The sequence below is a fragment of the Cohnella rhizosphaerae genome (assembly GCF_029525575.1).
Taxonomy (GTDB): domain Bacteria; phylum Bacillota; class Bacilli; order Paenibacillales; family Paenibacillaceae; genus Cohnella; species Cohnella rhizosphaerae.
This window is the reverse complement of record NZ_JAPDIA010000007.1, coordinates 851,377-865,736: the sequence shown is the minus strand read 5'-3', so window position 1 is coordinate 865,736 and position 14,360 is coordinate 851,377. Positions and strand designations below refer to the sequence as shown.

General features: G+C 61.3%; 10 protein-coding genes. 7 read left to right on the top strand and 3 right to left on the bottom strand.

Going from position 1 to position 14,360, the window contains the following annotated elements; translation table 11 throughout:
- Window positions 1-759: 759 nt before the first annotated feature.
- Genes OMP40_RS21740 through OMP40_RS21730 form a run of 3 tightly spaced genes read right to left on the bottom strand, consistent with a single transcriptional unit; the run spans window position 760 to window position 4,054 of the window.
- The gene (locus OMP40_RS21740; protein WP_277534490.1) at window positions 760-1,626 is read right to left on the bottom strand and encodes a transglutaminase family protein; all 867 of its coding nucleotides are present in this window, start codon (window positions 1,624-1,626) and stop codon (window positions 760-762) included.
- The gene (locus OMP40_RS21735) at window positions 1,623-2,576 is read right to left on the bottom strand and encodes an alpha-E domain-containing protein (RefSeq protein WP_277534488.1); all 954 of its coding nucleotides are present in this window, start codon (window positions 2,574-2,576) and stop codon (window positions 1,623-1,625) included. The genes OMP40_RS21740 and OMP40_RS21735 overlap by 4 nt, the downstream gene beginning before the upstream one ends.
- A 23-nt stretch (window positions 2,577-2,599) precedes the next feature.
- The gene (locus OMP40_RS21730; protein WP_277534487.1) at window positions 2,600-4,054 is read right to left on the bottom strand and encodes a circularly permuted type 2 ATP-grasp protein; all 1,455 of its coding nucleotides are present in this window, start codon (window positions 4,052-4,054) and stop codon (window positions 2,600-2,602) included.
- 505 nt (window positions 4,055-4,559) lie between these two features.
- Here OMP40_RS21730 and OMP40_RS21725 point away from each other — a divergent pair.
- From OMP40_RS21725 to OMP40_RS21695, 7 genes are all read left to right on the top strand, one after another.
- Entirely contained in the window at window positions 4,560-5,453 is an 894-nt protein-coding gene (locus tag OMP40_RS21725) for a cation diffusion facilitator family transporter (RefSeq protein ID WP_277534486.1), read from the top strand.
- Window positions 5,454-5,651: 198 nt separating this feature from the next.
- Window positions 5,652-7,382: a sensor histidine kinase gene (locus tag OMP40_RS21720; RefSeq protein WP_277534484.1), complete on the top strand. Its 1,731-nt coding sequence runs from the start codon at window positions 5,652-5,654 to the stop codon at window positions 7,380-7,382.
- Window positions 7,383-7,469: 87 nt separating this feature from the next.
- Entirely contained in the window at window positions 7,470-8,630 is a 1,161-nt protein-coding gene (locus OMP40_RS21715) for a response regulator transcription factor (protein ID WP_277534483.1), read from the top strand.
- Window positions 8,631-8,823: 193 nt separating this feature from the next.
- The gene (locus OMP40_RS21710) at window positions 8,824-9,567 is read left to right on the top strand and encodes an S-layer homology domain-containing protein (protein ID WP_277534481.1); all 744 of its coding nucleotides are present in this window, start codon (window positions 8,824-8,826) and stop codon (window positions 9,565-9,567) included.
- A 94-nt stretch (window positions 9,568-9,661) separates the two neighbouring features.
- Complete coding sequence (locus OMP40_RS21705) at window positions 9,662-10,333, top strand: metallophosphoesterase family protein (RefSeq protein ID WP_277534480.1); 672 nt, start codon at window positions 9,662-9,664, stop codon at window positions 10,331-10,333.
- Window positions 10,260-11,954, top strand: coding sequence for a LamG-like jellyroll fold domain-containing protein (locus OMP40_RS21700; RefSeq protein ID WP_338131221.1), 1,695 nt, complete (start codon window positions 10,260-10,262; stop codon window positions 11,952-11,954). Before OMP40_RS21705 ends, OMP40_RS21700 begins: the two co-directional genes overlap by 74 nt.
- A 27-nt stretch (window positions 11,955-11,981) precedes the next feature.
- Window positions 11,982-14,351 carry a hypothetical protein gene (locus OMP40_RS21695; RefSeq protein WP_277534478.1) on the top strand — a complete coding sequence of 790 codons (2,370 nt, stop codon included), beginning with the start codon at window positions 11,982-11,984 and terminating at the stop codon, window positions 14,349-14,351.
- Window positions 14,352-14,360 lie beyond the last annotated feature (9 nt).

The window sequence follows — 14,360 nt, the reverse complement described above, 5'->3', positions numbered from 1 at the left end:
AAGAAAAACCGCAGGCGGCCTTTGTTTGCGCAATGGCGCGCAGCGGACGGACTCAGGAGCCCTTATATTTGTTCCGATCGCGCTTTTCAGCCCGCTCGCGGACCCAGGAGCCCCTATTGCGGGATTAGAGACCTATTTTAGTCTTGATCTGGGTGAATAACGGCTCTTCAGTCCGTAATGATCACAATTGCACCGTCTTTTACGAAATAGCGTCATCTGAGTCCGGTATCTTTGCTCGACTTGCCTTCGGTTACTCCCGCAGTTTTCATTTGCATCTCACACTTACCTTTCCGCTTAACGTCATCGTAAGGTTGGCAAGTGAAGCCAGCGAGGGCGATTGGACGCCGCCGCTCCTGTTCGCAATATGCCTGCGCGAGGGATAACCTGCGAATGCTTGCAAAGGATGGGCAGGCATTTCTGCCTCGGCTCGTCCAATCGGCTGGAAAGCCTGCGTTATCCAGCTTTCCCCTTTCTCCCCTCGCGCGACGATGCGAGAGCGGGGCGTAAGGCGCTGTACAGCGTTACCTGTCGGGACTGTGACGTATTTCGGGCCGAAGAGGCACTGTGCAGCGTTACCTGCCGGGACTATGGCGTATTTCGGGCCGAAGAGGCGCTGTACAGAAAAAAAGCCGCCCTTCCGCCGCGATCCCGCGACTTCCGGACAACTCCTCCGCGCAACGCTTCCTTATACACTTCATACACCTGCGCCGCTTACGCCATACCGGGCGTACCGCTCCCCGCTATCCCGTTCGGACCGCGTCATCCCGCCAACTGCACGTCCACGTTCACCGTCAGCGTCTGCTCCCCCGTGCCCCGGTATACGCCCTTGACCGGCACGATGTCCAGATAATCCCGGCCGTGCGCCAGCTTGACGTACCGCCAGTCCACGAGCCCGTTGTTGGTCGGATCGAAGCCCTGCCAGCCCATGCCGGGTACGTACACCTCGACCCAGGCGTGGGACGCCTGCTCGAAGTCCGCGTTGCGACCCTGCAGGTCGCCGACGAAGTGATACCCGCTCACGTACCGCGCGGGCACGCCGCGCATGCGGCAGATCGCGAGCAGCAGATGCGCGAAATCCTGGCAGACGCCCGAGCCGATGGCGATCATCTCGTCCGCCGTCGTGTGGACGGCCGTCGACAGCGGCTTGTACTCGAAGTCGCCGAAGATGCGGCCGGACGCGCATTGGACGAAGTCGAACACGCCGACCTGCCCCGCGCCGCATACCGCGTCGTTCGCGTACCCGGCCACCGTCGGATGGAAGGTCGCGAACGGCGTCGGCAGCAGGTACTCGGCGTTGGCGTCGCGGAACGCATCGGTGCGCAGCCGCGCCCACGACTCGGACGGCTCGGCCTCGGGCTTGCGCTTCATCTCCGAATCGCGCGTGACGACCGTCGACTGGGAGGTGATGACGAGCTCCCGGTGCGGATAGTTGGCCGTGAAGGCGTGCACGCGATTGCCGAAGTAATCTTCGTACGACATCAAGGAAACGTTGGGCTCGATGATCAGGCGGTGCTGGTAGCAGGCCTGGCGCTCGTCGGTGCGCGGGGCGAGGCGCAGCTCATTGACACTGTCCGTCACCGGCGCGCCGTACCGGTAAGTCGTGACGTGGGTAATGTCCAGCTTCATGCCGTAACCTCCCGTCCGGGGGAAAAAAACGCCTTCGCCATCGCTTCGCCGAGCTGCCTGTTCGTGACGAGCAGCTGCTGCAGAACGGCGTCCAGCGAATCGGCGTTAATGTCCGGACGTTCAAGCCAACCCAGATCGGAGCGCGCCTTGTCGGCGGTCCGGACGATCCTGTCCAGTCCGGAACCCGAACGGCTCGCGCCGGCCCGCAGCGTCTTGAGATGGTCCGAGAAGCTCGCGAGCGCATAGTGGACCGAGCGCGGGAACTGTTCTTGCGCCAGCAGAAACGCCGCCACCTCCTCCATGCTCAGCTCCTCGACGCCCAGCCTGCGGAAGGCTTCGTATCCGCCGACCGACTTGAGCACGGCCATCAGGTAGGCGTAGGAGGAGCTTCCCGTCTCTGCCGTGTACCTGAGTACGGATTGAAGCAGCCGTACGATATTTTCGGAGCGCTCGAGATGCCTGCCGCTCTCCATCATGCTGTACGCGTCGTCGCGCAGCGCGATCGACACCGCCGTTCCCTGGAACGCCGCCAGGCCCTCCTTGATGCGCTGGTAGAACCGGTGAGGCGAATCGCCGAGCACCTCGGCCGTGTCGCAGCTTTTCAGCCACAGGTAAAAGCCGTTAAGCAGATTCCACAGCTCGGAAGGGAGCCGGTCCCGAATCTTCCTCAGGTTGTCGCGCGCCTGGGCGACGCAGACGACAAGCGAGTTGGCCTGCGTCGCGTCCAGCGTCAGGAAGTGGATGACGTCGCGTTCGCCGTAGGCGGCATGCTTCTCCTCGTAAGCCGAGATATCTCCGATCGCGCCTACGATGCGGCGCCACACCTGTTCATCCGGCCCCTGCTCGTCCTCGCGAAGGTGGTAGTACACGTCGATGAGCCGCGCGTGGTTCTCCGCCCTCTCCGTATAGCGTCCGATCCAGAACAACGATTCCGCGATGCGGTCCAGCATAGCGTTCCCTCCTCGTCAACGAATCAAGCTAATACCCAAGTATCCTTGCAGCCGCCCCCCTGGGACGAATTGACGACCAGCGAGCCTTCCTTCATGGCGACGCGGGTGAGCCCGCCGGGCAGCACATGCACTTGATTGCCGTTCATGAGCGCGAATACGCGAAGATCGATATGCCGCGATACAAGACGTCCGTCCATGCAGACCGGCGCGGTGGACAGCTTGATCGTCGGCTGCGCGATATAGTTGTCGGGATCGGCCATGATCTTCTGCGCGAACGCCGCGCGCTCCCCTTCGGTCGACGAGGGACCGATCAGCATGCCGTAGCCGCCCGACAGCGACGTTTCCTTGACGACCATCTCGTCCAGCCGCTGCAGCACGTATTCCCTTTCCTCCGGTCGGCTCATCAGGTACGTAGGAACGTTGGAAAGGATCGGCGTCTCGTTCAGATAATAGCGGATCATGTCCGGCACGAAAGTATAGATCGCCTTGTCGTCGGCGACGCCCGTGCCCGGCGCGTTCGCGATCGCGATGTTGCCGAAGCGGTACGCGTTCATCAACCCGGCGACGCCGAGCATCGAGTCCGGCCGGAAGGCGAGCGGGTCGAGAAAGTCGTCGTCGATCCGCCGGTACAGGACGTCCACCCGTCTCTTGCGCCGGGAGCTGCGAATATAGATCTTGTGGTCCTCGCATACGAGGTCGCGCCCTTCCACCAGCTCGATGCCCATCTGCTGCGCCAGAAACGCATGCTCGAAATAAGCGGAGTTAAAGCTGCCCGGCGTCAGCAGCGCGATGACGGGATCGCTCTTGTCTGTCTGGGCCATGGCCCGCAGGGAGGACCGGAAGGCGTCGAGCGTACGGTCGATGCCGCGGACGGCGTGCGAGAAGTATAGCTCCGGGAAATCGTGGGTCATGATGGATCGGCCCTTGAAAATGTAAGAGAACCCCGAAGGCGAACGCAAATTGTCCTCCAGCACGAAGTAATCGCCCTTCTCGTCGCGGATCAGGTCGATGCCCGACGCCGTCACGTAGGCGCCGCCCGGCACGGACAGACGCATCATCTCGCCTCTGAAGTAGCGATTGCCGAGGACCATGCGTCTTGGAATCAGTCCGTCCTGGAAAATATGCTGTTCGTGGTAGACGTCCTTGAGGAACGCGTTCAAGGCGCGCACGCGCTGCGAGACGCCGCGCTCGATCTTCTCCCACTCGGCGCCCGGAATGATGCGGGGCACGAGATCGAACGGAATCGTGCGCTCCAGCGCCTCGGATTGGCCGGGCTGGGACAACGTGAAGGTGATGCCTTCCTCCAGCAGCCGGCGGTTCATCTGCCGCTGTCTCGCCGCGCGCTCGTCGATGCTGAGCCGCGAGAGAATGGCTTGAACTTTTTCGTAATGCCCCCTGACCTGCGTCCCCTCGAACATCTCGTCGTAAAATTTGGAGGCGGGAGGCGACAGCGAGGTGATCGCATTCCATAGTTCCATGACTGCGGCTCTTCTTCGCTCAGATGCGCGAAGGAGAGCCATTCCTCCCTTCGGGCGGGGTCCGGCGATAGGCGCTTGCCTGTCGGCAACCGTTGTTACATGAATCATATTCCCGCGCGCATTACATGTCAATGTTTTTTTACATAAAATAAACAATTTTAACGAATGATCTAACGCATATCTCCCTTAAAACGTTATAAATGAGTGGATTTTATACAACAAAACGAAACCTAAGCACGAATTTACGATCCGAAACCGAACTTTGTGTACATGATCTCACTTACATAACATAAACATAACACAAACTTGATCGCGATCCCGCCATTCAGCTTCATCCTCAATCGCAAATCGTTCCGAGCCTCCACCTGCCCGGGACGACTCTTTATTTTCGCGCCGGATTCGTCCCGGCACGCCTCCGATGCAAGCTTCGTTTTGCGAATTAGGCATGGCGCGCGGCGCTATGATAAAATATCGGAACAATGATCGGCAAAAGGAGCCATCGCCGTTGACCTCTAAAGCAAACGCAGGGCTGATCTCCATCTGGATCAGCCTTGTGAGCAATATCGCGCTCACCATCCTCAAGATCGTCGTCGGCCTGTTGTTCGCGAGCCCCGTCCTCGTCGCGGACGGCATCCACAACGCCGGCGACATCATCGCCACCGTGGCGGCGCTGACCTCGTCCATGGTGTCGAAGAAGCCTGCGGACGACGAGCACCCCTACGGACACGGCAAGGCGGAGGTCGTCGCCTCCGCGCTCGTCGCCGTCATCCTGGCGATCGCCGCGCTATGGATCGGCTATCACGCCGTCCTGACGCTTCGCGAGCCGCCGGAGAGCGTGAGCCTGCTACCGCTGACAGCCGCCGTCGTATCGCTCGTCTGGAAGCAGGCGCTTTACGTTTACACCATTCGCGTCGGGCGCGCGGTCAACAGCAAAAGCGTGCTCGCCACCGCCTACGATCATCTTGCGGACGTATACGCCTCGCTGGCCGCCGTGATCGGCCTCGGACTGGCTTATATCGGCGAACGGCTCGATTGGTCCTGGGCCGCTTACGGCGACCCCGTGGCGGGCATCGTCGTCTCGCTGCTCGTTCTCAAGCTGGCCTACGAGATGGGCACCGACGCCATCGACATCCTGATGGAGCGGAATGTCGCGCCCGGCAAGCTCGCGCTGTACGAGAAGGTGATCGCCGGCGAGTCCGAGATCCGCCGCATCGACCGCGTCCGCGCCCGCGAGCACGGCCACTATATCATAGTCGACGTGCGCGTGGGCATTCCGAGCCATTACACGATCCAGCAGGGCCACGATATCGGCCGCGCGCTCAAGCGCCGCATCATGGACAGCGATCCCGACGTCGTCGAGGTGCTCGTCCATATGAACCCGTGGAACGAGGGAGAATAGCGCGCAAGCGAACAGGCCCGACGCCGACTTAAGCGAAAAGCACAGACCCGCGAAATACGCTGGCGGCTGTGCTTTTTTCGTGCGCCGTTGCGTCTCCTCCGCCGGATCGGGCGTTCGCAAAACATTGCGATAATATTCGTCTACTATAATAAAGCCGGCCCACACGCCAACCTTTATGCGGATAAGGGAGAACGCGCCATGAACTGGAAACACGGAATTCGCTCCCTCTTCGCCAGCTGGAAGCTGCTGCTCTTCATCCTGATCTCGCTGTTCCTGCTGTTCCTGACTTCCTTGCAAGGCTATATCGTCAGCAGGCAGTCGACCAGGACGATCGAGGACCAGTACGCCAAGCTGATCGCCGAGAACATGGATTCGGTATCGGTCAACTTGTCCAACTACCTGAATTATATCGACGACTTTGCCAGGACGCTCTCGAACCATCCCGCGCTGATCGAATCGCTGCGGTCCGACGCGAAATCGAATACGGAGCGGCAGCTGAGCGCGTTCGCGGAATATTACCACCTCCGGCTGCCCGTCAACATCCAAGTGTTCGACAGCCGGCAGCGCGTCTACGCCTATCCCGCGGTCAATGCGGAGGAAGAACAGCAGCTCCTTCGCACCGTATCGAATTTCCCCTGGTTCGAAAACCGCGTCGCCCTCGACAACAACTTTCTTCACTGGAACGTCTCTTCCGACTACCACATCGCCTCGCACGCCGAAGCCGCCCTGTACGTCAGCAAAAACATCATTCAAAACAACCGTTCGCTCGGCCTGCTCGTGATCGAACTGAACGGCACGCTTATCGAACGTCTGCTGGACCGGGCGCAGATCAATGCGGACAATCCGATATTCCTGTTCTCCGGCGACGAAGAGACGACGCTCTTCCACAGCGAGCGGCTGACGGGCGATATCGCCGCTCGTCCCTCTTCCCTTCGTGACATCTACCGGACGATCAAAGACACCCGCGCGGACGAAGGAACCGTCGATATCCGCCTATCCGGACGCCCGTATCGCCTGCTGTACATGCAGGTCGCCTCGACGCCCTGGACGATGGCTTCGCTTCTCCCGCCGAACGCGCTCCATGCGAGCAGCGTCGGCACCTGGCGCATCACGGCGCTCACGACGGGCGTCTCGATCCTGTTCATCGCCGTCTTCTTCGCCGTCCTGCACAGGAAGGTGACGATGCCGATCCGCCGGCTGTCCCGAATCGTCGAGCAATCGGACGGCGATGGCATGCAGCCCGATATTTACCGCTATCACGGCTTTAAGGAGATCGAGACGCTGAACAGCGGCATTCACCGGTTTCTCGGGAAAATCCGGGAGCAGGTCGAGACGATCCGGCGCGGCGAAACGGAAAAAAGGATGCTGGAGCTGCAGCGGCTGCAGGAGCAGATGCGCCCCCACTTCTGGCACAACTCGCTGAACGCGCTGCGGTTCATGGCGATGCTGCGCGGCGACCCGACGATGGCCGAAGCGCTCCTCTCCCTGACGCGGATGCTCGACTATACGCTGCGCAACACCGACGTGCTGTACAGTACGCTCGAGGATGAGATCGAATATGCGATGAGCTTCGTTAAATTCCAGGAGATCCGCGCCATGCGGACGTATCGCGTCGAGCTGGACGTCGATGCGGCCGCGCTGCGCGCGGAGATCCCGAAGTTTACGGTGCAGCCGCTCTTAGAAAATGCGATCGTGCACGGGTTTGCCGCGCCGTTCGAGGGCGAGCCGCTGCTGCGGATCGAGGCGCGCGTCCGCGGAGGCGACCTCGCGCTCATTATCGCGGACAACGGCAAAGGCATCGGCCCCGCAGCTCTCGCCGGCGCCCGCGGCCCGGGAAGGCGAGGCGGGCGCGGGAGCCCGGGCGGGCTGAGCCTCGCCAACCTGCGGCAGCGGCTTGCGGCTGGAATACGGTTCGCCATACGGCCTTGAGATCGACAGCGCGCCCGGCGCATACACAACAGTGAAGCTCTCCCTGCCCTATCGGCCGGCCGAGCAGAAGATGGAGGGAATGCCGTCATGAAAGTCATGATCGCCGAAGACGAAATTCTGGTCAGGCTAGGCCTGCGCAAAACGATCCCGTGGGCCAAGCTCGGCATGGATCTCGTCTGCGAGGCGCAGGACGGAGAAGAAGCCTACGAGCAGTTCCAGCGCCATCTGCCCGATATCGTGCTGGTGGATATCGAGATGCCGAAGATGGACGGCCTTCAGTTCGTGCGCTACGCCAAAGGAAAGCGGGCGGACGCACGGTTCGTCATGCTGACGTGCCATCAGGACATGAAGTATATGCGAGAAGCGATCCAGCTTCAGGTGCACGACTTCATCCTGAAGTCCACGCTGGATATGGACGAGCTATGCGGGATTCTGCAAAGCCTGGCGCTCGACCTGGCGCGTGAAAAGGAAGCCGCCGCCGCGCTTGCGGGACGGACCGCGATCGAGGCGCCTGCGCCGGACGCGGCCCCTGCGCGGGAAGCGGCGGAGCGCGCGTTTTACGGCGCGCCGGAGGGGACGGGCGACGCGGCGACGCTCGAGGCGCTGCCGGAAGCGGCGCTGAAGCGGCGCAAGCCGCTGGCCGCCAGCCTGGAGTCGCTGCGCTTCGCCGATGCCAGGCGGCAGCTCCGGGAGCTCGAGGAAGCGCTTCGCGAGCCGCCGTTGGCGCACCCCCATGTCGTCAAAAACATGATGACCGAGCTCTTGTTCCGCTCCTGGTCCGCCTGCGACGAGCTGCTCGCCGGCCAACAGGCGGCGGATCATCTGCTCGTCGACCGGATCTATGCGTCCGAACGGCTGGAGGATGCCGCAGCGCTGCTGGCCGCGGAGCTGGAACGGCTGGAACAAGCGCTCGCGCTGACGAACTCGGACGGCGACAAAGCCAAGATCGTTTTGCTGATCAAGCAATATATCAAAACCCACCTGGACCGGGACATCACGCTTGCGGAGATCGCGAACGCCTTTTACATCAACAGCAGCTACTTAAGCAGACTGTTCAAAGAAGTCAGCAGCATGAGCTTCACCGAGTTCGTCGTGCACGAGAAAACGGAGCAAGCCATCGTCATGATGAGAAACGGGAAAACCCTGACCGAAATCTCCGAAAAGCTCGGTTATCTGAACCTGAGCTCATTCACCCGCATGTTCAAAAAAGCGCGCGGCACCTCTCCCTCCCGCTACCTCAAAGGATAAACGAAAAGGCATGTCCGGATAAACGGCGCGACGTTCTTTAACCCCCCGTTGACATTCGCCTTACAGGCGCTTAATGCGCGGCGATAGCCGCACGCCGAAGATAAACGACCTCGTCATATGCTGTAGTCCTCGAAAGGCGCCCCGCCTCCTATGATGAAGATAGCAAAATATCATCAATGCGGGAGGAATGGATATGACAGTCGGCAATACCGCCGCGCGGCCGGTTCGCCGTCTCGCGGCAGCGGCCCTGGCGGTCGCCCTGATCGGGGCGGGACCTGCGGGCTCCGCGCTGGCAACCCCTGCGCAAGCCTCCGACATCAAGGGCAATTGGGCGGAGAGCACGCTGGAAAGCTGGGCGCAAAGCGGGCTGCTGAAAGGGGACGCGAGCGGCAAGCTGGAGCCGAATCGCCCCGTCACCCGGGCGGAATGGATGGCGCTGGCGAATCGGGCGCTCGGCTATGCCGATGCAGGCGAGGCGAGCTTCACCGACTTGTCTCCGGCCAATTGGGCATACAAGGATGTCCGAATCGCGGTCAAGGCCGGCTACATTTCGGGTTACGAGGACGGCACGATTCGCAGCAAAAACACGGTCAGCAGGCAGGAAGCGGCGGTCATGCTCGCCCGCATATTCGGGCTGGACACCGCCTCCGGCGCGAGCGTCGCGCTCCCGTTCACGGACAAAGCCTCCATCGCCGGCTGGAGCCGCGGAGCCGTGGGCGCCCTCGTCAAGCTTCGTCTCATCGGCGGCTATGCCGACGGCTCGTTCAAGCCCCTCGCTTCCCTCACACGAGCAGAAGCGGTCGTCCTGCTTGAAAAAGCCAGGATGGAAAAAGGAACGCACAACGGCTCTAACCCGGGAGGTTCGACGCCGGGGAACGGCGGATCGACGCCAGGCGGCTCGGGCAGCAACGGGGGGATCGAACGGCAATGGATCTAATGGCAACGGGTCGAACGGCAATGGATCGAACGGCAACGGATCGAACGGCGGCGGCAACACTCCTGACGCCGAGCCGCTTCTGACGTTCCCCGTCGTGAGCGATACGCATGTCGGGATCGAAGACGTCTCCGTGGACGGAGCCGGCAAGTTCGAGCAGGCGCTTCAGACGTACCGGTCGCTCGGCGGCTATGACGCGATCGTCGTCGACGGCGATATGACGGATGCGGGCACGATTGCCCAATACGACAGCGCGATGCGCATCCTGAACGCCAACAAGCCGAAGGGCGCCAAAGCGATCATCGCCCCCGGCAATCACGAATATTATGCGGCGGGCGACGAGCTCGGCGGCGACAAATACGCCGCAGCCAAACGTTTTTACGAGAAGACAGGCATGGACGCGAACGGAAATATCGTGGAAAACGTCGACAAGGCGACTGAAAATGCAGGCGTCTTTTACGATACATGGGTTAAGGGCTACCACTTCATCGTCGTCGACCACGACCGGAGCGCGATGTCGGACGCCAAGTACGCGTGGCTCAAAAAAAGAGATCGCGACGGACGAAAAGGGAAATCCGGCGGACCCCAAAAAACCGGTCTTCGTCCTGATGCACTATCCGTACAAAAACACCACGTACGGCAGCGAAGGCGCGGGCTGGAACAATCCGGCCGAATACGCCAAATTCAAAGCCGTCATGGCCGCCTATCCGAACGCCATGCTCTTTACCGGCCACACGCATTACACGCTGGAGCATCCGAACACGATTAACGCGGACGACGGGTTCATTCGGGTGAACGACGGCTCCACCGCCTTCGTCCAGGCCGGCGGCTACGGCAACGACAGCGACATTTACTTGGATAAGACCGTATCCCAGGGCTTGCTGGTCAAAGTTTACGACGACAAGGTCGTCATCGAGCGAAGAGAATTGGACAAGCAGGGCGCGGTCATCGGCACGCCGTACGCGATCGATCTGGCTTCGCCGGTTCAATCCGCGCGGAAATATTCGACGGATACGGCGACGCCCGCATTCGCCTCCGGCGCGAAGCTGAATGTCTCTTCCGTCGGCGCCTCTTCAGCCACGCTGACCTGGCCCAAGGCAGCCGACGACACCAAGGTCGATTCGTATATCGTCACGGTGAACGGCAAGCTCCTCGGCGCGCCTTCGGTCATCTCGCCGTACGAAGAGGCCTCGACGCACGCCTTCTCGGCGAAGGGTCTCAAGCCGAACACCGACTACACGGTATCGGTCAAAGCGCTGGACGCTTACGGAAAGGAATCCGCAGCGCTCGTCTCCACATTCAAGACGGCAAGCGCAGGAACCGGATACGACGCAAGCGCCCCGGACGTGCTGAACATCGACTTTACGGATGTGGCCGGCACGTCCGTCAAGGATAGCACGCTGAACAAAAACGATGCCGTACTGGAAAACCACGCCAAGGTGCAAAGCGACTCCCTGTTCGGCAAGCAGGCGCTCGTGCTGGACGGCGACGGTTCGAGAGGCAAGCCAAGCTCGGTGGCGCGCGTCGGATACAACAGCAGCCTGTTCACGCAGGATGCCTTGACGATCGAAGCCGCGGTCTCGATCTCGAATGACAGCGACTTGTCCAAGGACGAGTACCACATCCTGGGCACGTACGAGGATGGCGGCTACGCCCTCTACTATTCGGCCGAGGACCGCAAATTCGTGTTCGACACCCAAAATTCGAAGGACCCGGCGGAATCGGGCGCGATGGCCGATGTCAAAGGCAAGCTCGTCTATCTCACTGCCGTCTACGAAGGGGACGCGGCGCACGACTATGCCGGCGGCACGATCAAGCTCTACGTTAACGGGACGGCCGCGGGCAGCAACGCGACTTCCGGGCCGCTGCCGATCAACGAAGACAACGACCTGATCATCGGCGGCGATATCGAAGCTTACGGCGACGTGATCCACGACTTCGAGGGCACGATCGGCGAAGTCAAGATCTACTCCCGCGCACTCGGCGCAAGCGAGGTCGCCGCGCACTACCAGGCGTTCCAAAAAACGCTGCCGATCGGAACCGTCAAGTTCTACGACACGACCGACGCCACGGTGCCGCAAGCGCTGCGGGAGTATGCGCAGGTACTGGCCGGCACGAAGACGGTCGACTATACGTACGGCTATCAGCCATCCGCGCTGGCCCTCGCCGGAACGAGCGGCAGCGTCAACCTTTTCGACGCGGCGGGGTACATGTGGACAGCCTCCGGCACGACGCTGAAGCGGTTCGACGTATACGCTTCGGACGCGAGCCAGACGCAGATTTATGCGGAGGACAAGTACTTCAAGGGTACGATCCGGGCGCTGCTGGCTTCCGATCGCGAGCTGTGGGTACTGACGGACCAAGGCGTCTCCAGCATTCGCTATCAGTAACAATCAACCGACAGGAGGATGGAACCGTTGCGCGTGAAAAAGTATGCCGGAAGCTTAAAAGCCATTCCCGCCGTTCTGCTGTTCGCCCTGGTCTCTCCGCTGCAGGCGCTCGCCGGCAGCGGCGGCCCGCCGCCGACCGCTGCCTACACGGCCGCCGTCATCGGCGATACGTATCAGAAGCAGATGGACTATTACAGCTTCGCCGAATTCAATGCGACGACCGACTTGAACGACACGCAGCGGGCGGCGGTGCTGAGCGGCCTGGATGCCTCGCTCGCGATTCCCGACCAGCTTGAGATCGTCAAGACGATCGGCGCGGACAACGTGACCGCGTTCGCCCGGGACGGCGATACGCTGTGGATCGGCACGAAAAAGGGATTGCAGCGCATCAATGTCAAGGAGCGCGACAGCCGGGACTACACGCAATACTTCACCGGCCCCCGCTACCTTTATGGAGGCGACGATCAGGTCGCCGGCTTGTATGCGGACGGCGACCACGGCGTCTGGGTACGCAACGGCAAGGGCATCGTGCATATCCGGATGACGATGCGTTCGCTCAAGGACAAGGCGGATACGTACGAGCAGTGGACCAAGGCAGTGAACGACCGCTACGGCATGATCGGCGAGGACGTCGCGTTTACCCGCAGCGGCCGGACGTATACCGGCTCACCGACGACCAACGACAACGACGGCTTGTGGACGAGCGAGTACGCGATCGGCGAGATCTATCGGTATTTGACCGCCAAGCAGCTGGGCGACGCGGCCGAGACGGCTGCGGCCAAGGCGGACGCGACGCGCGCGGCGAAGGCCGTCATGCTGCTCGCGCAAGTCTCCGGACGCGGCGACGGCTTCATCGCCCGCTCCTATATCATGGAGGGCAATGCGCAGCCGAACGGCTTCTGGTTCAAAAAGGAGTCGGTGAACGGCGCCGTTTACGGCATCGCCGTCGACACGTCGGACGCCCAGAAAAAAGACGAGCTTGAAATTACCGATCCGGCACTCGTCGCCGAAGCCAAGGCGGCGTACCTGGCCGCCACGGGCCGCGCCTACGACGCCGACTACGGCGACAAGGGCACCTTCCCGGTCATCAAGAGCAAAAGCGACGGCAGCGTCGTCTGGCGGCTGAAGTCGCCGATCGTCGAGGAGGTCGACCCGGCGCTTGCGGAGCTGTACGGCGGCAACCAGAACGACTACAAGGTCATCTACAAGGCGGACACATCCTCCGACGAAGTGAACGGACAGATGGCGCTGCTCTACTTCGCCGCGAACTATCTGTTCGACGGCACCGGCGCCGAGGACGATCATCTCAAGGCGCTGGCGATCAAGTTCGCCGACCGGATCGTCAAGGGCATCGTGACGCACGGCTTCGCGATGATCGACGCGACCGGCAATCCGACGACCTGGGCGCGGTGGAACGCCACTTATTTCGCCCCGCAGATCGACTACACCCTCAACACCGAAGGCGTACCGCCCGGCGAATACGAAGGCGGGTACGAGAGCGACGTCAATGCGGACGAGATCGTGAGCTTCGTCAAGACGGCGATCCATCTGACCTCGCTCGATCCGGCGAACTACGGCGCAGACAACGCGCTGTTCCAGGAAGTCTACCGCAAGCTGTGGGAGCCGCGCGCCGACGGCGGCAGCTACGACAACAACGACGCCAGCTACTTCGACGCGACGAACGGCATCGGCTACGTCGATATCATGAAGCAGTACATCGAGCGCAAGAAAAACGTGCTGTCGAGCGACTTCGACGATTACCCGGACATCAACAGCGCCATCCATGCGAGCGGGAACTGGAGACTAGCCGTCAACTTTTCCGACGAGAATCTGTTCGCGATGGCGTACCTGCCGCTCATCGACATCGAGATGAACGAGGATCCGAACTCCGATCGGGTCAAGACGCTCCGCGAAGTGTTCGATCAATGGTGGGCGAACATGAAGGACGAGCAGAATCCGTTTTACATCTATCTGTATCAGAAAACGTATCCGGAGCGGACGGACGCACAGCTGGATACGGCCGCGTGGGCGCTCTCCCGCATGCCGCAATACCCGATCAATTTCCCGGTCAACAACAGTATGCGCGCCGATGCGCTCCTCGTCCAGTACTTCAACTATCGCGACTATACGAAAATCAGCGGGGACCGCAAAGGGGTCGTATCGACGAACCGCCCGCTGCCGCCGGACGAGCGCCAAGTTCACAAATTCAATTCGAGTCCGTTCGCGGCATTCACGAATTACACGAACGCGACCGTGCTGAACAACGACTACGTCGACTACACCAAGGTGCAGTACAATCCGGTCAGCTATGCGTCCGGCTCGGCGCTGAGCGGCACGTGGTTCCTGCTCCCTTACTGGATGGGACGCTACTACGGCATGCTGGAGCAACAACAATAAGCAGATAAG

Bases quoted from the DNA above. Each gene is read 5' to 3' on its own strand.
- OMP40_RS21735 (WP_277534488.1), bottom strand. From the start codon at position 2,576: ATGCTGGACCGCATCGCGGAATCGTTGTTCTGGATCGGACGCTATACG.
- OMP40_RS21740 (WP_277534490.1), bottom strand. From the start codon at position 1,626: ATGAAGCTGGACATTACCCACGTCACGACTTACCGGTACGGCGCGCCG.
- OMP40_RS21720 (WP_277534484.1), top strand. From the start codon at position 5,652: ATGAACTGGAAACACGGAATTCGCTCCCTCTTCGCCAGCTGGAAGCTG.
- OMP40_RS21715 (WP_277534483.1), top strand. From the start codon at position 7,470: ATGAAAGTCATGATCGCCGAAGACGAAATTCTGGTCAGGCTAGGCCTG.
- OMP40_RS21700 (WP_338131221.1), top strand. From the start codon at position 10,260: ATGGCCGCCTATCCGAACGCCATGCTCTTTACCGGCCACACGCATTAC.
- OMP40_RS21730 (WP_277534487.1), bottom strand. From the start codon at position 4,054: ATGGAACTATGGAATGCGATCACCTCGCTGTCGCCTCCCGCCTCCAAA.
- OMP40_RS21710 (WP_277534481.1), top strand. From the start codon at position 8,824: ATGACAGTCGGCAATACCGCCGCGCGGCCGGTTCGCCGTCTCGCGGCA.